Genomic DNA, 20,375 nt, shown 5'->3' on the forward strand with positions numbered 1-20,375 from the left:
GGAAAACTTAAATCAGCAAAAATATCTATAAAGCGCAAAAAATTAATAGATTCTTAATTTAAGGTTGATTGGATTATCTTTTTACCAGCTTATGAACTAAATCTTCATCATATAAAAGATGTATCTAATATGCTCAAAGATAAAAAATGAAAACTAAAGTTCTAGCCAATTCAACGCAATACGAGTGGGTTGCAGCGTAACCTATACGGCAACTGCTAGCATATCTAACTATTACACTCAAGCGAGTACAACTGAGGCAAGCTAAAGTGGTTGAAGAATTCAGAGAAACACATGCTTCTATCGTTTATGAAACGGTTTTTAGAATTTTTAACCTTGCGGAGATACCCTGAAGCGATGCCAATTTCGTTACGTTCGCGTGTGAAAACAGTGATCTCATAGATGTTATTACAACGAATAGCACGTAATTATCATCAAATCAGAATCTCACTAAATATCTTTACCAATTCTTTATCTTGGGTAATGACTTTGCTATGCAATCCTATATCAGTTGTAGGATGGAAGTCAGAAACCAGAAGTCAGAAACCAGAAGTCAGAAACCAGAAGTCAGAAACCAGAAGTCAAGAACTAGAGTGTTTCTTAACTCTCGACAATGAATTTTTCAACTCATTTAGGGCTGCTACAGGCAATCTTTGAAGTGATTCATTTTACTCCAAAGGCATTTGTTAAGTTTTTTGTCCAGTTTCATGATTGCCAATAGTTTGTTGGAATAAACCTTAAAACCCTGTTGTGAGAACGAAGCGCAAGCATTTGAGCTGGGCAGATTTGCCTAGCCTAATTTCCAAACAACAGCGCAACGGATGAAAAGGCATTTAAAGCTATTAGCCTAGGCACTAAAGTCGGCTTGATAGATCATCTATATACCGAGTTGATTATGAATACTCCTCAAACCTGATGCAATTGAGTATTCTCAGAATAAATGTTTAATTTTTTCAGTATGCGATCCAATGATTATTCCAAAATCGTTTAGCTTCACTCAATTTCAAAATACAGCATTTATCACGGTTGAAAGCATCACTGCTTTAGCAAATCAACTTCTGTTTTGTAGCCAAGAGGAATTCACCGGTCAATTAGATTTACAATTTCAATCGACTCAGAAGGTATGGAGTTTGTATTTTAAGAAGGGGTCTTTGATTTGGGGAGCAGGTGGCGTTCATCCAGTTCGTCGCTGCTATAGGCAATTAGTGCAGTGTAATTTAATACCTGCGATTGCACCAAACTATATGAAGGATACCCTCTGGTCAAGCGATGAAGTGCTGGCATTATTGATGCAAGACCAGCTTCAACCAAACGATATGGATGCAATCGTTCGAGGTCTAGGGCAAGAAATCTTGTTCGATCTTTGCCAGCAGTGGCAATACTTGCCCTCCTCTAAGCTCCAGATGAAATTTAACTATACGCAGTCCAACCTTCAGTCGGCTGCTGGAATTCCAGTTAAGGAAGTTTGGTCGCAGTCCCTACAGGATTGGTGGGCATGGCAGCAAAGCGGGCTAGCGGCTTACTCTCCTAATCAAGCTCCCTTAATCTGGGACGGGAAAGGGTTACAGCAGCAAGTTTTATCAAGTACCTACCGAACCCTTGCCGCTATGATCAACGGCCAGCAAACGTTAAGGGATATAGCCGTTCAATCGAACAAAACCGTATTAACCTTGATGAGAGCATTAATTTCCTATATCGATCAAGGACTAATTAGACTAGTAGAAATTGAAGACCTACAGCTACCGCAAGCGGCTTTGCTGTTACGATCAGCCTCTGGTTCTTCTCTCGCCAGTTCAAACCCATTACTAAAGATACCTCTGATCGCTTATGTTGATGATCATGAAGAAGACGGGAAACAAATGCATAGAATTCTCAGCGACTTAGGGTATCGCTGCATTCATATTCAAGATCCAATTCAGACATTACCTCTTCTGCTTGATCATAAACCTGATTTGATCTTCTTAGATCTAGTGATGCCGATTATCAATGGGTATGAAGTCTGTGCTCAAATCCGTCGTATTTCAAAATTCAAAGATACACCGATTATTATTCTCACCAGCAGCGATGGCATTGTTGATCGAGCCAGGGCAAAATTTGTTGGCTCAACAGGCTTTTTAGCCAAGCCCATCAAGGTTGACAAGGTAGAAGCTGTGCTGCAAAAGTACTTACCATGGTAGCAGTCAATTTGGTAAGCCAGAACTGATCTGCCCCACTGCCACCCGTCAGTAAGCTATCTTCTCGGCAGAGGTGGTCGAGCAGCTCGTTGTTTGAATTTGTGCTCTACTGAGTTTTCAAAGCTGCAATGAACGTTTGGATTTCCGCATGGGCGTTTGCCAGCGATTGCTGACGCGCCTCTGCTCCTCCTGCCAGGTTATCAGCATGAATAAAAGTGATATCTGTAATGCCTAGCACTTCAAATATTGCGCGCAGATAGGGTTCTTGAAAATCTTGATAGGCATAAGCCGTGCCAGAGCGGTAATTATCACTCCTGGCTGTGACAATCACCATTTTCTTATGCTTGACTAACCCCTCATAGATCAAGCCATTTCCAGTGTCCTTGACAGCCAGTGTCCGATTTATTCTGACAATTTGATCAATATAGGCTTTAAAGTTGGCTGGAATACTGAGATTATACATGGGGATACCAAAGATGTAATAATCAGCCGCCAAAAATTCGTCCACTAGTTGATCCGAAAGGGCGATCGCAGCAGTGAGTTCAGGCGTTCTAGCTTCGGGTGATGCAAATGAGGCTGCGATCCAATTTTCGTCGATGAAGGGAACTGGATAGTGACCCAAATCGCGGTAGGTAATGGAATCCTCTGGAAACGCTTTTGTCCAAGATGTGATGAATCTTTTGGTTAACTGACGCGAGATGGAACGATCGCCTCTCGGACTAGAGTCAAGATGCAGAATATGGGCCATTGATTAATTCCTATTTTAGAGAACGGGATACTGATCGAAACTGCTGCCTTTCGGCATCATCCACTGAAAGCAGCGTAATTTTCACCACTTGATCTGGAGTTGCTCCAACCGCCGCTAGAGCGGTTTGCAGATTAAAAAACGCCTGCTTGAGTTGAGCTGCAAAGCCGGCTGCAATTGGATTACCATGCTCATCTTCACCTTATTGTCCGGCAATCTAAACGAGGGTGCTATCAGCGGGAACTAAAACTATCTGGGTATAGCCATAGTGAGTAGGATTGACCAATCCATCTGGATTGAGGTGCTGAATTGTTTTAATCATGGTGAATTGTTCAGAAGCGCAGGTTGAGTTAATTGGCTTATTAAAGCAAAAGCTTTAGAAAGTATTGTAGATGGATAGATTGACTTTGTAAAGAATTTTCTTTATTTTGTAAATATGGGAACCAATGCTCAGAAAAAATCAGCCACCAATCGGACCCGGCGAGCTATCGTCAATATTCTCAAGCAGCAAGGGGCTACAGATGCGCAAGAACTAGCTGCTCACTTGGGTATTTCAGCGATGGCGGTTCGGCAGCACCTCTATGCGCTGCAAGCAGAACAGTTGGTGACCTATCACGAAGAAGCGCGCGAAATGGGGCGGCCTGCTAAGCTCTGGCAACTCACTCCTGCCGCCGATCGCTTATTTCCTGATGGTTATGCCGACCTGACGCTAAGCTTGCTCGATTCGGTCAAGGAAGCCTTTGGTGAGGCTGGGCTAGAGCAACTCCTAGATGTGAGAACGCGCCATCAACTGGAGGCGTACCAGTCTGCTATTCCCGCTCAAGCCTCCCTGAGCCAAAAACTAGAAGCTTTGGCAAGCCTGCGAACCGAAGAGGGCTATATGGCTGAGGTCCAAACCCTTGATGATGGTACGTTTCTGCTGATTGAAAATCACTGCCCGATTTGTGCCGCTGCCACTGCCTGTACGGGGCTATGTGCCAGAGAATTAGAAATATTTCAGCGTATTTTGCTAGATGCGGTTGTGGAACGAACAGAGCATATTATTGCTGGTGAGCGACGCTGTGTGTACCGAGTTTCACGTCAAGACTAGAGTCAATTCTGCACCCTATAGCTTTTTCTACTCTGGTAAGGTACGAGGCGTGTGTGTGGAAGCTGCAGATTATTCATAAATAAGTACAGCAAATTGGGCTAACATTCCAGCAATCGACGCAATTTTATAACTTTCGTTGATGGCAACGCAGTTCGCTACGACTAAAGATATACCCCTAATGGCTGCTACCGCTTCCAAATGGCTAGATCAGAATCTTTATTTCGTGGATGTACGATTAATCCGTTTTTCAGATGTCTGCATAGAGCGGATCAGTTTAGGATGCAACTAAGTAGGTGGGCGCAATGATTGAGAAGACGCATTTCGACTCCGCTCAATGCGCAACGTTTCGGGAAGCAGAGGGTTGAGCGGAGTCGAGACCCGGCATTGTGGAGCGAAGATTAATTTAGCCTACCTACTTATATAAAAATTATGAAGTACAAAAAATGAGGTGCAGGAGCCGCGCCCCGGCGTGGGGCGAAGCCCCCACACCCCCCATACCTCACATGAGTGAAAAATGCTGTAAGTCAATTTGCTCGAATTCATCTGCTCAATAAAGTGGGTGTCAGAGCCTTATCTGAGAACTGCAATAGTTCAAGGAAAAAATCTTTTTAATCCTTTAGCAAATGGTTGTTTTATAGAAATTAATAGAAGACAAAGTTTTATTTCTTTTATTTTGCAATAAATTCAGCTAATTCTATTAGCAAATAATGTGCTGTTTAAGATTTTAGAAATTTGAATTTCTGCTTATCATATATTTGATTAAATGACCTAAATTATTTTGCTTCGCTCTGCTCCTCTTGCTTTAGGCATGAGAGCAGAGTTTCTAATTTAAAGTTTTACCAGGCATCTGTTAAAAATTCTATTGAGATTTTATGGCGTTACTTCAGACTTTTTCTGACTTTTTCAGGCTGACTTGTTTGCTCAAAAGTTCTAAATTGAATTCAAGGTCAAGTCGAGCAATCAATCGGAAATGGAGAAACTAAACTTGATTTTTACAAGTTCGGTTGCTCTGTCTAATCTAAGATTGCTAGCCCATGATTGGCACATATAAAACATTACAAATTAGACAGATTGTAGGTAAACCAGAAGAGGCAAAGCAATGAAAGAGTATAGAGGTTATGAATCAGTAATTGTTCTTCAATTCAATAGACTTCGGTAATCTTATGATTGATGACTTAAGCAAAACGCTTTCCACTGTCCTGACTACGGCTGGAGCGCATCAGTTAACCACCGCCTTGATATCGTTCGATCGTCCCACTGCCCAATTTAATCCACAGCAAACAGCTATCAATCTATTTCTATTTGATATTCGTGAAAATGTCGAACTTCGCAGTAATGAACCCATCGTTACGCGCAGTGATACGCAAGCCACGATTCGCCGTCCGCCAATGCGGGTGGACTGTAGTTACTTGGTCACAGCGTGGGCAGTCGGAGGCACAGAAGTTGCACTTCAGGAGCAGCTTTTGTTGAGCCAGGTGCTTCAGGTGCTGGCGCGTCACCCGACAATTCCCCCATCCTATTTGCAGGGTAGTTTAAAACGGGCTTCAGCGACTCTAGCGAATCGTGTTGTGAATTCATCCAATGTTGATCCGTCAGGAGAACCATCTCCGGTTCCCTTAAGTGTGGCAGTCCCAGCCGCTTCTCGACAGCCAACAGAGTTCTGGACTTCGCTCGGTATTCCGGTGCGGGCTTGTCTAGTGGTGACTGCAACCATTGCTCTTGATTTAAATGATCCGATCCCAAACACATTTCCACTGGTCATCAGTCATGCTATCGAACTAGGGACTATCGCAGGAGACACTGTTTCCAAAAAAACTTTCTAGATTGTTACAAGTTCAGCAGCCTGCCTAACCCCCTCAAAATTCCTCGTTGATTTGCAGTTGAGTTGAGAATTCGCTTTAGTTAAGTGAATCCCTACTGTGTATTCTGACTATGTTTTTAATCATCATTTCACTAGGAGAAAATCATGTCTCAATATTTATCACCCGGTGTTTACGTTGAAGAAGTACCACCATCGGCAAGACCGATTGCGGGAGTAGGAACCAGCACAGCAGGTTTCGTTGGTGTTGTCCCCGATGAAGTCGTTATGCCTGCCCAACCGGGCAAGTTTACGACTACCAGCGAAAACAAAACCGTGCCGTTACTCTATCCGGTAGCCGAGGCGGGAAAACCCCTTCTGATCACTAGTTGGGAACAGTTCAAGAATGCGTTTGGCGACTTTCAGTCCAAATCCTCTAATGCCAACGCGACTGATGCAGACTTTGCAGCGTACCAGCAGTTACAACATGCTGTATATGGATTCTTCAACAACGGTGGCACACGCTGTTGGGTGATTCGAGTAGCAGAATCTTCTGATCTGGCTGATCCTAGTAATCTACTCACACAATTAGCAGCAATTGATGAAATTACCATCGTTGCCATTCCTGGAGCTACAAAGCAAGCGCAGCACACTGCTATCTTGAGTCATTGTTTTAGTTTGCAAGACCGGGTTGCAATTCTCGATGGCATTAACGATGCAGATTTGACACCGGAGTCAATCGCTCCTGCCGGACGTAGTGAAGCAGGCAGCTATGGCGCGATTTATTTCCCGTGGATTCAAGTCTTTGATCCGATCGCCAAAGCCAATATGACGATTCCGCCCTCTGGACATATTGCCGGAATTTATGCTCGCAGTGATAGTAGTCGAGGCGTATTCAAAGCACCCGCGAACGAGATGATTGTGGGAGCGCTGGATGCCGATCGTCGCCTCAGCAAAGCGGATCAGGACGGACTCAATCCAGAGGGAATTAACGTCATTCGCGTTTTCAATGGCACGGTGAAGGTCTGGGGTGCGCGTACTCGTGCGGACGAAGCCAATTCAGAATTTCGCTACATCAGCACCCGTCGCTTTATGAACTTCCTGCGGGAATCGATCGATCAGGGCACTCAGTTCGTGGTGTTTGAACCGAACAGTCCTGCTCTGTGGCAACGCATCACCCGCTCCGTTAGTGACTTTTTGCTGACCCAATGGCAATCGGGCGCACTGTTTGGAGAAACGCCCAAGCAAGCTTTCTTTGTTAAATGCGATGCTGAAACCAACCCACCGAACGTGCGGGAACTGGGTCAGGTGGTGACTGAAATTGGTGTGGCGATCGTCAAGCCTGCGGAGTTTGTTGTCTTCCGAATTCAACAGACCACTGGAAACTAATCCATTAGCATTACAGGTAATAGACATTGAAACTTCTGTTTATTTCTATTGCCTTATTCCACTATCCATTCACTTAATCACGGAGAAATTTAATCATGGCAAGACTTGATCCTTACAAGAACTACCGCTTTCTGGTTGAAATTGACGGTATCGTGCAGGCGGGTTTTCAGGAGTGCAGCGGTCTGAGTTCGGAAGTTCAGGTTGTGGAATATCGGGAAGGCGGCGACCCAATGAATGTGCGAAAACTGCCAGGAACTGCGAAGTACTCGGATATTACGCTGAAGTGGGGCATGACTGATTCTCGCGAACTTTATGACTGGCATCTGACCGCTGTGAACGGACAACTCCAGCGCAAGAATGGCTCGGTGATTGTCCTTGATGATGCGGGTCAGGAAAAAGTTCGCTGGAACTTCTTTAGCGCCTGGGCAACTAAGTACGCTGCACCTGACTTGAATGCAAAAGGGAATGATGTGGCAATCGAGACGCTAACGATTTGCTGTGAACGAATGCAACGAGTTTAATCACTGGAGAGACAACAATGTTACGAACAGAATACGAATTTAGTTTACCTAATGGATTTATTGATAGTGAGGGCAACCTGCACAAGGAAGGCGTAATGCGGTTGGCGACTGCCGCAGATGAGATTGTACCCCTCAAAGATCCGCGAGTACAGAATAATCCTGCATATCTGCTGGTGCTGCTGCTATCACGGGTTGTGACGCGACTCGGTGCGGTCGAACTCATCAATCCCAAAGTCATTGAGGGTTTGTTTGCCGGAGATCTGGCTTATCTCCAGGAATTCTATAACCGCATCAATGGCAACGGTACGCGATCGCTCCACGTCACCTGTCCCCACTGTCAACAAGCCTATCAGGTGGAGCTTGATCAACCGGGGGAATTGTAGGCTACCCGATCGGTCGCCTCTACGAAGAGGTAGCCTACCTGGCTTACCATTTTCACTGGTCACAGGAGGTGCTGGTGGAAATGGAGCATCGAGAACGACGGCAGTGGGTCGCAGAGGTTGCCCGAATGAATCAACGATGTAATGAAGGTGGTTCATCATGACAGAACTGCAAGCAAAACTCCTCCAGCGTCAGCAAACCCCTGCGGGCGTGATCAATACCTGGCAGCAGCACTGTCATGATGTGGCTCTACAAACCCACATTGATCGCCTAATGAGACGGTTGACGCTACCCGAACGACTGTTGCATCGTTATACGGTTGGAGTAACAAAACCCGCACTCGGCCAACGGTTCAATGTACGCCGAGTTGAGAGCATGAGCTGGGAACAGGCTGAAGTGGAATGGCGCTTCCACGGCACTCCTGAAGCCTCATCCTCGCTCATGACAGTGAAGCCGGATGCAGATCAACGAGTTGTTCCAGTCTTCTTTTCGCAATCGATGAATCTCATCGAAACAAAGAATTCTGCTGTTAATAATTCTGTATCTCACCCATCAGTGATTGCGTCTTCAAATGAAGCAAAATTCGTAACTTCTGTATCTACTCCGGAATCCTCAAAATCCTCGATGTTTCCTTTAACAGGAGGTGATTCACCTGCCACCTTTCGGATTCGTCGGACAGTGTCTCGTTCAATAGAATCCCAACCTGTTTCTGATACTCAGCAGACTACATTGCCACTGGTGCGATTGCCTCAATCCTCTGGGAAAGGAACAATTCCATCTGAAATGATGCTTGCAATTCAGCCAAATTCCGCAGCAACGCAGTCTGATTTACCCGTGATGAAACCGCAGTCGAATGTAGCGTCGCCGTCTGAGCAATTCAATTCCCCATCTCTCAAACGGCAGCCGATTTTAGCTGTGGTGCGATCACTCCAGCCACCGGAGCCAGCATCACAACTGAAGCAAATACTGAAGGTCAAAGCAACGCCCGCTTTAGTTAACCGCCGTTCAATGTCCCCGGCACAAGATATCACCCTTCCAGTGATTAAAGTAGAGTCCAATTCTTTGGGGAGGTTGGCTGACATGGTGCAGCCCTCACCGGTGAGGCAGCAATCGCTTCAGCAGGAAGGTTCTCACTCAGAGTCATCTGGGGCAATCGCCGCTCTACCGCTGGTGATGCCGATTGCCCGGTCTAAAATGGATGATTCTGCGGTTGCAGTGAATGAGCCAGCATTGCAAGTAGGAAATGCGATCGCCACACCCTCACCTCTCCGAGATCCCCAACCTGCTCAACCCGTCAATATCGAGAAAGTTGCGGACCAAGTGAGTCGGCTGCTCTCTCGCCGCTTAATGATTGAACGTAAACGTCGAGGTGTTCACTGATGAGTACGAGTCTGGAAAAGTTAACGATTACGCCAATCGTGATCAAAAATAATCAATTAGAACAGCGCCTGCCGCCCATTTCGGTGCTATTTAATCCCGAAAGCTACACAATTAGCAAAACGGTTAACTGGTCAAAAAAAACGTCCGAACAGTTCAATGCTCCTTTGTCCTTCTTTAGCGGTGGAGATAGCCGTGTACTGAGTCTTCAACTGTTCTTTGATGTCACAATTCCCGTCAATGCTCAGGGGCAGACGGTGGTGCTGGAGGATGTGCGGCAGGAGAGTAACAAAATTGTTGCCCTAACGCGAATCGAGCGCGATGAGCAGCACCCGCGCATCTGTGAGATGGCCTGGGGCAACTCGCCGGTTGGTTCTGACTTTCCCTTTGTTGGCATGATCACCAGCCTGACGCAAAAATTTAGCCAGTTCTCTCGCAACGGCAAGCCGATTCGGGCAACATTAGATGTGACATTTACGGAATATCTAAATCCTGAGTTAGACAAGCGCAAGACTGATCCTGAATTGACCACTCAGGTGATCCGAGGAGGGGCAACGCTGGATGGCATTACTGCCGAGCTTTACCACGATCCTAAACGATGGCGCGTGATTGCTGAAGCAAACGGGATTGATGATCCTCGTCATCTCCAGGTTGGCCGAACACTGCTCATTCCCAACATCAATTAGTCGCAAGATTCATGACAAAATTATCGCTTTGAGGTTGGAACTATGCCGCTGCAAACTTTGCTCAATAGTCGGTTTCAGATACTCGTCAATCAATCCAAACTGCCGATGGCAGTGGAAGCTTACCTCGATAGCATTACGGTAGAGATCGATCGCAACTTACCCGGTTTGTTTCAAATCGAGTTTATAGGTCTGGATTTTGCAGAAGTTCCTGCTCATTTCTCACCGGGAGCGATTGTTGATATTCAACTAGGATTTGACCAGCCCGAACCGTTAATTAAAGGTGAAATTTTGGGACTAGAGCCGCAGTTTAGCAGTGCTCAGCCTCCTCGGCTCACGGTTTGGGGATGCGATTCCCTGCATCGATTACAGTGGGGAACCAAAACGCGCACCTTTTTGAATACAACCGATAGTGCGATCGCCCAGAAGATTGCTTCTGAAGCATTATTAGTTCTGCAAACCGCGGAAAGTCCGGTGGTGCATGAATATGTAATGCAGGCAAACCAAACGGATCTGCAATTCCTTTTGCAGCGGGCACAGCAGGTTGGCTATGAACTATTTATGGCGGATGGAACGCTGTTCTTTCAGCCGATTTTGCAAAATACATCGCCTCGACAAGTCCTCACATTGGGACAAAACCTGCTGGAGTTTTACCCTCGGTTCTCGCTCATGTCACAGGCGGCTAAGGTCACGGTAAAAGGGTGGGATATATTTCAAAAACAGGCAATTGCTGAAACTAAAAATGCCGGGAAATTTGCTCAGGTGAACGATTCTAATCTTGCAGTGCGTGGAGAAGTGCTAGCTCGAAGATCTGGAGCCGCCGCAGCAGTAATAACCAATCGCCCCGTAAACACTTCAACGGCACAGCAAATGGCTCAGACACAACTCGACCAAACTGCCCTGGAACTGGTGACAGCCGAAGGAACCTGCGTTGGCAATTCACAAATTCGACCAGGAACGATGGTTTTGATTCAGGGTCTAGATGGACAACCGGGCGGTCAATACAGTTTTGAGGGCAAATATTACGTCACGGGAGTCACCCATCGCTTCGACGTTGTTCAAGGCTATCTCACCGACTTTAAAGCAAAGAGGAACGCACAATGAACTGGCTCGATCATCTGACAGAATCGTCAATTGCTCGTATGGAAACGCAGCGAATTTATGGAGTCGTGATTGCTGTGGTCACAAACAATAAAGACCCGCAAAAGCTAGGACGAATGAAACTCAGGTTTCCCTGGCTCTCTGACCAGGAAGAAAGTAACTGGACTCGCATGGCAGTACCGATGGCAGGACGCGATCGCGGCTTCTTTTTCTTGCCTGAAGTGAACGATGAAGTATTAGTTGCATTTGAACAAGGTGATCCCAACTATCCCTACATAATAGGCGCATTGTGGAACGGCAAGGACGTTCCCCCTGAGACAAATCAGGATGGTCAAAATGATACTCGCGTTATTAAATCTCGCAGTGGTCATATTGTGCGATTGAATGACAAACAGGGAGCAGAAAAGATCGAGATTATTGACAAAACGGGCAATAACCGGATTACGTTAGATGCCACAAAGAATACGATTTCAATTCAAAGTGATCAAGACATCGAACTTTCTGCACCACAAGGAGCGATTAAATTAAGAGCAAATAAAATCCAAATAGAGGCAACTGCAACTACAGAGATCAAATCACAGGCAGAAATGAACTTCAAAACAAATGGAATTCTGAATCTTAAAGGAACATTAATTAATTTGAATTAAACCTGAGAGGATCTATGGGACAACCTGCTGCTAAATTAGGCGATCGCATTCTTGCTGTTGATACTCACTTTGTTCTCGTTCCTGGGCTGCCCAGCCCTATATTACTTCCCCATCCCTTTACAGGAACCATCAACAGCAACCTGAGCAATAACGTCAACATCATGGGGCGACCCGCTGCCACCGTTGGCAGTCAAGCAACCAACCTGCCGCCCCACATTCCTGCCCCTCCTGGCACCTCGTTTCAAATTCCGCCCAGCAATTTAGGCACGATTCAGTTCGGAAGTTTAACCGTGAACATTAACGGCAAAATGGCAGCGCGAAATGGCGATACGGCACTGACCTGTAATGATCCTGGTGACTTGCCGGTGGGTAAGGTCGTGGCAACTGGAACAGTGATGATCGGTTAGATGCTTTTAGATATTTTAGATTAGATACTTTAGAACAGAGCAGGAACAATGGCTAAATTATTTCTAGGACGCGGTTTAGGATTTCCAATTCAATCGATCGAGGATGGCAGTTTGCAAATGGCAGACTATGAAGAGAGCGTCCGCCAGTCGATTTTAATGATTTTAGGAACTGCCAAGGGGGAAAGAGTGATGCGCCCTGACTTTGGCTGTGATATCTATAACATGGTGTTTGAAATGCAAACGGCGACGACGGCTGGACGAATTTCTCAGGCAGTTCAAGATGCGTTGCTGAAACTGGAACCTCGCATTGATGTGATTGATGTCCAGACGATACCAGAATCGGATGGGGATGGCGAGCGCCTCGTTGTGAATCTTCGCTATCAAGTCCGCGCCACAAACAATGCATTTAACCTGGTCTATCCCTTTTATTTAGAAAGGAGCGTCGGTGCATGATTTCCCGTACCTTCAAAGTCGATCCTAGAACAGCAGAAGACATTAGCCAACAACTTAGGCAATTGATATCTATTTACATGCCGGAGCAGTTTCCGACAGCGGATAAGGTTGCTAATCAGGGAGTTCAAGCTGCTCTGATCGCCGCCGCTGCTCGCCATGCTGAACTGATCATTCAACGGTTGAATCAAGTTCCTAACAAAAACCTGCTGGCATTTCTGAATCTGCTTGGAGCTTCTCAACTCCCCCCCCAAGCGGCGCGGGTGCCTTTAACCTTTTTTCTAGCTCAAGGGAGCAGTACTGATGCCGTCGTGCCTGCTGGAACGTCGGTTGCCACCCCTGCCAGCAACGGGCAAGCAGCACTGACCTTCCAAACCGAGCAGGAACTGATTGTGACGGCAACCCAACTCACGTCCGTGTTGGTTCGTGATCCGCTGAGCGATCGCTTTGCCGATTACAGTGCGATTGCCTTTACCTCCAGTCTGGATGGTGTTCCGATCTTTGCGGCGAATCAGCCAATCGAACACAGTTTCTTTATTGGCAGCAATGCGCTATTTTCCCTGCCCAGCATCCAGTCAATTTCTCTAACGCTACAGCTTAAGGACATTACCAATTTCGACTCAAAGCAACTTCAGTGGGAAGTTTGGGATGGGCAGTCTGGTGTGGCGTTAAAGCTCGATCAGGGCAACGTTACAGCCAATGACACAGTTCTAAATGACACAGTTCTGTCGGACACGATCGCCTTTCGGTTTACAACGCCCCCTGCTATTCCACTGCAATCCATTCAAGCGGTTCCCCCTAATCGCTGGCTGCGCTGCCGCCTATCACGTCCGATTACACCACTTATTTCTCAAGGAGTTTCTGCACAGCAGCTCCCCGAAATTCAGTCGATGCGGCTCCAGGTAACGGCGGGGCGATCGCAGCTTCCCATTGAGGCGGCTTTCAGCAATCAAACGCCAGTGGATTTGAAACAGCCCTTCTTCCCATTTGGACAGAAACCACGCTTTGGTGATACGCTCTATCTCGCCTGTCAGGAAGGATTCGCTTTCGCTGGATCTCAAGTGTCACTGAGCTTCGAGGTTGCTGATCCAACTGCGCTAGGGATGGTTGTTCCACCGGACAGTCAGAAGCCACAGCCACAACTGCAATGGGAGTTTTGGAACGGACAGATCTGGAAGGCTATTGGTACATCAAATCGGTCGGGTGCAATCGCTAATTCAAGCAATTTTGTTGACAATACTCAGGCATTTACAAAAATAGGAATAAACACGGTTCAGTTTACGCTTTCTGATCAACCACAGCAGCTAAGTGTCAATGGAACCAATAACTTCTGGATTCGCATCAGAATTATTGCAGGTGACTACGGAAAAGAAGCGCAGTATACCCAAGATAACAGAGCAAACATCACCTCATTTACGCCAGCCTCTTTCCTACCGCCAGTGATCAATACAATCACAGTAGGCTATACCTTGACCACGGCTGCATCATCACCCGAACAAATCCTGACTTACAATGATTTTACCTATCAGGCAATTAATCCAGGGACACCATTTACGCCATTTCAGCCGCTTGAAGACACGACTCAAACACTTTACTTGGGATTTCAACCACCCGCAGGACAGGCATTCCCGAATCGTCCGCTCAATCTGTACTGGTCGATAGCGGAGACTCTTTATGGCACATCACCTGCCCCTCTGTCTGCCGTGAAATGGGAGTATTGGAATGGCGATCGCTGGACAGCTTTAACCGTCAAAGATGGAACGCAAAATTTAAGCCATTCTGGATTGGTTGAATTTCTGGTTCCCGCTGATTTTGCGCTTCGTCAAGAGTTTGGCATTGAGCAATACTGGCTGCGGCTGGTTGCAGAGGCAACGGATGCAAATACACCACGACTGCATCAGTTGATCCCGAATACAGTTTATGCCACTCAGTCCACCACCATCGAGCAAGAGATTTTAGGGTCAAGTCAGGGAACTGCAAATCAGGTATTCCGAACGGCTCAAGTTCCCGTGCTGAGAGGACAAACGGTTCAGGTGAGAGAGTTGGAACAGATTGGGAATAGACAGGCGATCCCCAACTCAACCTTACCGAATCAGAATAGCAATCAGAACAATGTCCAAAATAATAATCAGAATAATGGTCAGAACATAATTCAACCTGCCACAGAAGCATGGATTGAATGGCAAGAGGTTCCTGATTTCTACGGTTCTGGAGTAGGCGATCGCCACTACACACTCAATCATCTAACGGGAGAGGTCACATTCGGTGATGGCTTGAATGGACGTATTCCTCCACTAGGTGCAAACAATGTGAGAATTCAATATCAAATCGGTGGCGGAACTGCTGGAAACTGCCTTGCTAACCGTGTAGTTGAACTCAAGACGACAGTTCCGTTCATCGATCGCGTCAGCAATCTGATTCCGGCGGCCGGTGGAACTGATGCCGAATCCCTCGATGCTCTAAAAGACCGTGCTCCGCGCGTCGTTCGCCACGGAGGACGAGCCGTAACGATTGAAGACTACGAAGATTTGGCGATGCTAGCATCCCCTGCCGTTGCAAGAGTCAAATGTCTGCCCAGTCGCAATCCCACGACAATCGACGTCCAGCCTCCCACTGTTGACCCTGGCTTTGTCAGCGTTGTGATCGTGCCTCAATCTACCGACCTCAAGCCAATTCCCAGTCTGGAACTGGTTAAGCGCGTGCAAACCTACCTAGAAGCCAACGCCATCCCAACTGTCAACATTGCCGTGGTTGGCCCCGTTTATATCCAAGTCAGCATTACCGCAGAGATCAGCCTGCAAAGCCCCGATCGCACCAGAGAAGTCGATCTTGCCCTTCACCAAAGCCTGACTCGCTTCCTCCATCCCCTGACGGGCGGTTTCGACGGCAAAGGCTGGATCTTCGGTCGAGAACCCCACAAATCTGACCTCTACGCTCTCCTCGAATCAATTCCCGGTGTCGATCACATCCGTAGTCTCACCATCACCCAGACCCCAGACTTCCCCAACACCGAACAGAGCAATCGCGCCCTCATCTATTCCGGCACCCACACCCTCAACTTAATATTCAGCTCTTAATTCAACCCAAACTCACCCAACAATCCCCCCTCCATCTCCCTACCCCCCACCCCCTACCCCCCACCCATGCCCCTCCAACTCCCCAACCTCGACGATCGCACCTACGACGATTTGGTACAGGAAGCCATCAGTCTGATTCCATCCTACGCGCCGGAGTGGACAAACTATAACGCTTCCGATCCGGGTATCACCTTGATTGAACTGTTTGCTTATCTGAGCGAAATGTTGATTTACCGATTGAATCGGGTGACGAATGCCAACCGTCAGGCATTTCTCAACCTGATAGTTGGGTTAGATGACAAAGGACAGAAACGCTATCCCGCCCCGCTAGATGAAACGACGCTGAATCAGGAAATTCAAAAAGCCGTTTTGCAACTACGACAGTCCGATCGCGCCATCACCCTTGCCGATTTTGAACGTCATGCTGTTGCGATTCGGCAGGTTGCCCGCGCCCATTGTATTCCCCTTCGCAATCTAGCAACAGGCGATATGCAAAGCGGTGACTTACCCGGTCACATCAGCGTCGTGATTGTGCCAACGTTGCCTGCTGATACTGCGTTCACCCCCACCGCACTCCAACCCACAGCGGACATGATTCAAGCCGTCAGCAACGACCTGGAACAGCGGCGACTGCTGACAACCCGTGTGCATGTGGTGGGTGCTAAATTTGTTTCGATTGGCATCCAGCTAGAGATTCACCTGAAAACCGATGCGCTGGAAACCACCGTGCGATCGCTGGTCGAAACCACACTCAAAGAATTTCTACATCCACTGCGGGGTGACACAAACGGTACAGGCTGGGAGTTTGGTCGCAGTGTGTTTGTGTCTGAAATCTATGAACTGCTCGATCAACTTCCGGGCATAGAGTTTATTGTTCCAGATAATGATCAACCTGAGTTGCACCTGGTTAGTTCTCAGAATTTTGCTTTCACGAGTGGCGATCGCCTGCTCAAAACCGATCGCGGCGATTTGATTGGCATTCGGCTATTTGCAAATGAACTGGTTCACCTTTCACAAATTCAGCTTACTTTTCCCACCTTTAGCTAACCCTTAATCCTATGGTGACTACAATTCGTTCTCCCAGTCGTCTACTGGAATATTTGCCCGTCATCTATCGAGATGATCCGTTTGTCGGTCAATTTCTGCTGGCATTTGAAAAACTCATGCTGGGTTTCGAGGATGATGTTTCGGTTCCCAAACTGAATCCGTCGGATGCTGAATCTGTTGCTTTAGAGGTTCACATTGCCAACATCGCCACCTATTTTGATCCGCTGCAAACCCCGGCTGATTTTCTGCCCTGGCTCGCCAGTTGGACTGCCCTTGCCCTACGTGCCGATCTGCCTATTCCGGTACAGCGTCAGTTTGTGGCGAATATTATGCGCTACTACCGCTTCCGCGGCACCAAAGCGAACCTGCAAGAATTGCTCAGTTTGTTTGTACAGGGAAAGCCAACAATCGAGGAAACGTCTAACCTGGAATTCCAGATTGGAGTTCATTCCACGATTGGAAAAGATACTTTCCTGCGAGGCGGCGCGGCTCATTTCTTCACGGTTAAAATCGTCCTCCCCGAATCCTTGCAGAACAACCGCTCGCAGCTTGCACGACAATTGGCGATTGCCAGCGCCTTGATCGAACTGGAAAAGCCCGCCCACACTCACTATCAACTGATTCCGATTTTCCCCGGCACGATGCAGGTGGGAACAATTTCAACAGTCGGTGTCGATACCGTTCTCGGTAATATACCTACTGCATCTTAGTAATTTTTACGCACAACTTTCAGGAGAATCTAATTATGGACACTATTCAACGGCTTAACTACTTTACGTCTCAGTTTCTGGTCGAAAATGACTTCCAGGATGAACAGTCTTATCATCGCAATATGCGATTGCTGCATAATAAATCTCTTCATACGTTTGGCGTAGTCAATGGATTGACAGTAACGCAAGTAGGCAACCAGCAGATCAAAGTCAGCGCAGGAATGGCAATCGACAAAAATGGTCAAGAAATCGTGCTGCTGAGTGATTCTGATACCTTCACGCTTAGCGGCAACAATACCGATGTCTTTGTCACGCTGCAATACACCGAATCGCCCGATGTTCCTGACACCACCAGTGGTTTGACGAATCGGTTTCGACGCACGACCGAGAGATTTCAGATCGCGAGTTCCACCACAAAACCTGCGGCAGATGGCTCGGTGATTCAAGTGGCAAGAGTCACTGTGGATAGCAGCGGTAATATTCAGAGGATTAATAACGACGATCGAATTTTGGCAGGAGCGGCGATCGCCCCTAACTCGATTCGCACAGATCAACTGGCAGATGGCAGCATCACGGCTGCAAAAATCGCAAATGCGGCTGTGGGTACTTCTGCCCTAGCGGACAATTCCATTACGGCTGCAAAAATCGCTGACGGCTCAGTCAGGACATCCGAACTGGCAAATGGTGCGGTGACCGCAGACAAACTCGATCCGGCGCTCCAGACGCAACTTTCCGTAAGCGGCATGATTTTGATGTGGACAGGCAGTGTGAATAATGTTCCTGCTGGCTGGGCTTTGTGTAATGGTCAGAACGGCACACCTGATTTGCGCGAACGATTCATTATGGGTTTGTCAACTGACAATGACTCTAGAAGAGGAGGGCAAGCCACCCACAGTCACGCTGTTCCAGCCACACCGCAAACTAACACCAGAGATGTAGCACCCGGTTCAAACTTCGGAATGGCGATCAATATACATACCCACACTACAGATGTGCAAAGCAACCTACCTCCCTTCTTTAAGCTTGCTTTCATTATGAAGCTCTAGACATTGGTGAGCTTGAACAAAGTGAAACCTAATACTGGCGACTTTGTTGGGTTTTGCTAAACTCAACCCTATCTACAAATGATCTGCACAAAGTACACGATCGCTCTTCCACTCTGTTGCTCTCATTTGTTAATGGGGGCGATCGTTCCTCCCTCAATCATTCTCATCCTCAATCCCCATTCCATTCTTCAGGAGATTCCCGCCATGACCTCCCAACGCGCCGCCCAGGCCAAAACGACCCAATCGGCTCAACCTGCGCCTCAAGCCCCTGCGCCTCAAAAGCCCGCCACCCATCCCCTGCTGCATCTGCAACGTCAGGTCGGCAACCAGGCAGCTACATCAATGATTCAGGCAAAGCTGACCGTGGGTGAACCGAATGATGTGTACGAGCAGGAAGCCGATCGCGTTGCCGCCGCCGTGGTCAATCAAATTCACGCAGCTCCGGCTCAAGCGACTCAATCTGCCCTGCAAACTAAACCGCGAATTCAGCGGATGTCGGATGTTGCTGGAATGGCAGTTTCACCGGATGTCGAGTCTGCAATTCAGCAGGCACGAGGCGGCGGGCACCCCCTAGATGAGAGTATTCGCGTTCCGATGGAACAGGCGTTTGGGGCAGATTTTAGTGGGGTGAGAGTGCATGCGGATGGGGAGAGCGATCGGCTAGCGCGATCGATTCAGGCACGGGCGTTTACGACAGGACAAGATATCTTCTTCAGTCAAGGAACCTATGATTTTAATAGCCGCACTGGACAAAACTTACTTGCCCATGAATTAACTCACGTCGTTCAACAGAATAAAACTCTTTCCACCCACATTGCCCAAAGAATGTTTAAGCATCCAAAGCCAAGCACAGAAAAGAAGGAAGCAGATTTTAAGCCTTCTGGAGAAAATCAGAAATCGACTGAAATTCTATTTGTTATTCCTCAAGGAAATAAATCGAAAGAAGAGTTGGCAATCCCCAGCGACAGCAATTCTTCTAATCTATACGAAAAAGAAAAGCTTGAAAACTTTAGACCCTACGGAGAAAAGTATCGTGAATTTAATGATGTAAAAATTGAATTTAAGCCAATAGAGGGAAAGGTGTCTGATGATTTATATTCCAATTCGATAAAGCAGCTTAAAATTGGTGGAATGATTTATGAGGCAAAAATAAAAAAGGGTTTGAAGGTAAGTTCAAATCAAAGTAAAATTGGTTTTACGCAAACTTACGATGAAGAAGAGAGTGAAGCAACTTATAAGTGTGGGGAGCAGGAAAAAACATTCTTTCTAAATGTGAAAGAACGACATCGTGATGCATATAATCCTGAAAGTATCTGGACTCACGATGAGGATGTAATAACTGTGAAGAAAACAACAGATTACCCTATATCAGTGGAATCAAGAGACGAACCATCCCATCCAATTCATGCAGAAGTAACTAGTAAAACTGGTAAAATATGGAGATTGATTCGAATGAAGGGATTGTTGAGGTTTACTACAGCATTGCGATGGAAACCGAAAGATTGGTCAGAACGCCAGGTAGAAGGAAAATGGGAAGTAGTGTATGACTACAACCACAGTAAAGGCCACTTAAGTTCAAATTCAAAGGTGACAAAGGCTTCAGGAGTGCCTCATAGGGCTCCCCAAAAACAAACTTTGCTGGGACTTCCACATGCGAATAGTAATGTAAAGCCATTAGTTCCGCGGAACGATGATAAAGGATGGGATGAATAACGTGAATATACTATTCTGGGAG

The 20,375-nt window shown here is 47.0% G+C and carries 19 protein-coding genes and 1 pseudogene; 18 read left to right on the plus strand and 2 right to left on the minus strand.

Features of this window, described 5'->3' with window-relative positions; translation table 11 throughout:
• Positions 1 to 965 precede the first annotated feature (965 nt).
• Complete coding sequence (locus HJG54_RS33355) at positions 966 to 2,174, plus strand: response regulator (RefSeq protein WP_316436194.1); 1,209 nt, start codon at positions 966 to 968, stop codon at positions 2,172 to 2,174.
• A gap of 103 nt (positions 2,175 to 2,277) precedes the next feature.
• On the opposite strand, the gene HJG54_RS33360 is transcribed toward HJG54_RS33355, so the two are convergent.
• Both HJG54_RS33360 and HJG54_RS35680 read right to left on the minus strand, forming a co-directional pair.
• On the minus strand, positions 2,278 to 2,919 hold the full coding sequence (locus tag HJG54_RS33360) for an FMN-dependent NADH-azoreductase (protein ID WP_316436195.1): 642 nt from the start codon (positions 2,917 to 2,919) through the stop codon (positions 2,278 to 2,280).
• A gap of 10 nt (positions 2,920 to 2,929) precedes the next feature.
• Positions 2,930 to 3,100: pseudogene (locus tag HJG54_RS35680) on the minus strand (Rid family hydrolase); the annotation flags it as partial.
• A gap of 252 nt (positions 3,101 to 3,352) precedes the next feature.
• Here HJG54_RS35680 and HJG54_RS33365 point away from each other — a divergent pair.
• The 17 genes from HJG54_RS33365 to HJG54_RS33440 all read left to right on the plus strand — a co-directional run bounded on the left by HJG54_RS33365 (position 3,353) and on the right by HJG54_RS33440 (position 20,353).
• The gene (locus tag HJG54_RS33365) at positions 3,353 to 4,006 is read left to right on the plus strand and encodes a helix-turn-helix transcriptional regulator (RefSeq protein WP_316436197.1); all 654 of its coding nucleotides are present in this window, start codon (positions 3,353 to 3,355) and stop codon (positions 4,004 to 4,006) included.
• Positions 4,007 to 5,169: 1,163 nt separating this feature from the next.
• Positions 5,170 to 5,829: a Pvc16 family protein gene (locus HJG54_RS33370; RefSeq protein WP_316436199.1), complete on the plus strand. Its 660-nt coding sequence runs from the start codon at positions 5,170 to 5,172 to the stop codon at positions 5,827 to 5,829.
• 143 nt (positions 5,830 to 5,972) lie between these two features.
• A complete protein-coding gene (locus HJG54_RS33375) occupies positions 5,973 to 7,193 on the plus strand; it encodes a phage tail sheath family protein (protein ID WP_316436201.1) in 1,221 nt (406 codons plus the stop codon).
• A 95-nt stretch (positions 7,194 to 7,288) separates the two neighbouring features.
• On the plus strand, positions 7,289 to 7,714 hold the full coding sequence (locus HJG54_RS33380) for a phage tail protein (RefSeq protein ID WP_316436203.1): 426 nt from the start codon (positions 7,289 to 7,291) through the stop codon (positions 7,712 to 7,714).
• 17 nt (positions 7,715 to 7,731) lie between these two features.
• Positions 7,732 to 8,097 (plus strand): hypothetical protein, encoded by a 366-nt coding sequence (locus HJG54_RS33385; RefSeq protein ID WP_036011669.1) that lies wholly within the window; start codon positions 7,732 to 7,734, stop codon positions 8,095 to 8,097.
• Between the two features lie 8 nt (positions 8,098 to 8,105).
• Positions 8,106 to 8,258: a DUF6760 family protein gene (locus tag HJG54_RS35685; protein WP_420717444.1), complete on the plus strand. Its 153-nt coding sequence runs from the start codon at positions 8,106 to 8,108 to the stop codon at positions 8,256 to 8,258.
• On the plus strand, positions 8,255 to 9,475 hold the full coding sequence (locus HJG54_RS33390) for a hypothetical protein (RefSeq protein ID WP_316436205.1): 1,221 nt from the start codon (positions 8,255 to 8,257) through the stop codon (positions 9,473 to 9,475). The genes HJG54_RS35685 and HJG54_RS33390 overlap by 4 nt, the downstream gene beginning before the upstream one ends.
• A complete protein-coding gene (locus tag HJG54_RS33395; protein ID WP_316436206.1) occupies positions 9,475 to 10,158 on the plus strand; it encodes a CIS tube protein in 684 nt (227 codons plus the stop codon). The genes HJG54_RS33390 and HJG54_RS33395 overlap by 1 nt, the downstream gene beginning before the upstream one ends.
• A gap of 42 nt (positions 10,159 to 10,200) precedes the next feature.
• A complete protein-coding gene (locus HJG54_RS33400) occupies positions 10,201 to 11,259 on the plus strand; it encodes a phage late control D family protein (protein WP_316436208.1) in 1,059 nt (352 codons plus the stop codon).
• Positions 11,256 to 11,903, plus strand: a complete 648-nt coding sequence (locus tag HJG54_RS33405) for a phage baseplate assembly protein V (RefSeq protein WP_316436210.1) — start codon at positions 11,256 to 11,258, stop codon at positions 11,901 to 11,903. The genes HJG54_RS33400 and HJG54_RS33405 overlap by 4 nt, the downstream gene beginning before the upstream one ends.
• Positions 11,904 to 11,917: 14 nt before the next feature.
• Positions 11,918 to 12,310 (plus strand): PAAR domain-containing protein, encoded by a 393-nt coding sequence (locus HJG54_RS33410; protein WP_316436211.1) that lies wholly within the window; start codon positions 11,918 to 11,920, stop codon positions 12,308 to 12,310.
• Positions 12,311 to 12,358: 48 nt separating this feature from the next.
• Positions 12,359 to 12,763 (plus strand): GPW/gp25 family protein, encoded by a 405-nt coding sequence (locus HJG54_RS33415; protein WP_036011681.1) that lies wholly within the window; start codon positions 12,359 to 12,361, stop codon positions 12,761 to 12,763.
• Positions 12,760 to 15,837, plus strand: a complete 3,078-nt coding sequence (locus HJG54_RS33420) for a putative baseplate assembly protein (RefSeq protein WP_316436213.1) — start codon at positions 12,760 to 12,762, stop codon at positions 15,835 to 15,837. The genes HJG54_RS33415 and HJG54_RS33420 overlap by 4 nt, the downstream gene beginning before the upstream one ends.
• 66 nt (positions 15,838 to 15,903) lie before the next feature.
• On the plus strand, positions 15,904 to 16,884 hold the full coding sequence (locus tag HJG54_RS33425; RefSeq protein WP_316436215.1) for a baseplate J/gp47 family protein: 981 nt from the start codon (positions 15,904 to 15,906) through the stop codon (positions 16,882 to 16,884).
• Between the two features lie 11 nt (positions 16,885 to 16,895).
• On the plus strand, positions 16,896 to 17,594 hold the full coding sequence (locus HJG54_RS33430; RefSeq protein ID WP_316436217.1) for a phage tail protein: 699 nt from the start codon (positions 16,896 to 16,898) through the stop codon (positions 17,592 to 17,594).
• Between the two features lie 35 nt (positions 17,595 to 17,629).
• Complete coding sequence (locus HJG54_RS33435) at positions 17,630 to 18,640, plus strand: hypothetical protein (protein ID WP_316436219.1); 1,011 nt, start codon at positions 17,630 to 17,632, stop codon at positions 18,638 to 18,640.
• Between the two features lie 204 nt (positions 18,641 to 18,844).
• Entirely contained in the window at positions 18,845 to 20,353 is a 1,509-nt protein-coding gene (locus HJG54_RS33440) for a DUF4157 domain-containing protein (RefSeq protein WP_316436221.1), read from the plus strand.
• Positions 20,354 to 20,375 lie beyond the last annotated feature (22 nt).

The organism is Leptolyngbya sp. NK1-12, assembly GCF_032598965.1.
Classification (GTDB): Bacteria; Cyanobacteriota; Cyanobacteriia; order Elainellales; family Elainellaceae; genus Elainella.

Coding starts and splice junctions, on each gene's coding strand:
- HJG54_RS33355 (WP_316436194.1), top strand. CDS start 966: ATGATTATTCCAAAATCGTTTAGCTTCACTCAATTTCAAAATACAGCA.
- HJG54_RS33360 (WP_316436195.1), bottom strand. CDS start 2,919: ATGGCCCATATTCTGCATCTTGACTCTAGTCCGAGAGGCGATCGTTCC.
- HJG54_RS33365 (WP_316436197.1), top strand. CDS start 3,353: ATGGGAACCAATGCTCAGAAAAAATCAGCCACCAATCGGACCCGGCGA.
- HJG54_RS33370 (WP_316436199.1), top strand. CDS start 5,170: ATGATTGATGACTTAAGCAAAACGCTTTCCACTGTCCTGACTACGGCT.
- HJG54_RS33375 (WP_316436201.1), top strand. CDS start 5,973: ATGTCTCAATATTTATCACCCGGTGTTTACGTTGAAGAAGTACCACCA.
- HJG54_RS33380 (WP_316436203.1), top strand. CDS start 7,289: ATGGCAAGACTTGATCCTTACAAGAACTACCGCTTTCTGGTTGAAATT.
- HJG54_RS33385 (WP_036011669.1), top strand. CDS start 7,732: ATGTTACGAACAGAATACGAATTTAGTTTACCTAATGGATTTATTGAT.
- HJG54_RS33390 (WP_316436205.1), top strand. CDS start 8,255: ATGACAGAACTGCAAGCAAAACTCCTCCAGCGTCAGCAAACCCCTGCG.
- HJG54_RS33395 (WP_316436206.1), top strand. CDS start 9,475: ATGAGTACGAGTCTGGAAAAGTTAACGATTACGCCAATCGTGATCAAA.
- HJG54_RS33400 (WP_316436208.1), top strand. CDS start 10,201: ATGCCGCTGCAAACTTTGCTCAATAGTCGGTTTCAGATACTCGTCAAT.
- HJG54_RS33405 (WP_316436210.1), top strand. CDS start 11,256: ATGAACTGGCTCGATCATCTGACAGAATCGTCAATTGCTCGTATGGAA.
- HJG54_RS33410 (WP_316436211.1), top strand. CDS start 11,918: ATGGGACAACCTGCTGCTAAATTAGGCGATCGCATTCTTGCTGTTGAT.
- HJG54_RS33415 (WP_036011681.1), top strand. CDS start 12,359: ATGGCTAAATTATTTCTAGGACGCGGTTTAGGATTTCCAATTCAATCG.
- HJG54_RS33420 (WP_316436213.1), top strand. CDS start 12,760: ATGATTTCCCGTACCTTCAAAGTCGATCCTAGAACAGCAGAAGACATT.
- HJG54_RS33425 (WP_316436215.1), top strand. CDS start 15,904: ATGCCCCTCCAACTCCCCAACCTCGACGATCGCACCTACGACGATTTG.
- HJG54_RS33430 (WP_316436217.1), top strand. CDS start 16,896: ATGGTGACTACAATTCGTTCTCCCAGTCGTCTACTGGAATATTTGCCC.
- HJG54_RS33435 (WP_316436219.1), top strand. CDS start 17,630: ATGGACACTATTCAACGGCTTAACTACTTTACGTCTCAGTTTCTGGTC.
- HJG54_RS33440 (WP_316436221.1), top strand. CDS start 18,845: ATGACCTCCCAACGCGCCGCCCAGGCCAAAACGACCCAATCGGCTCAA.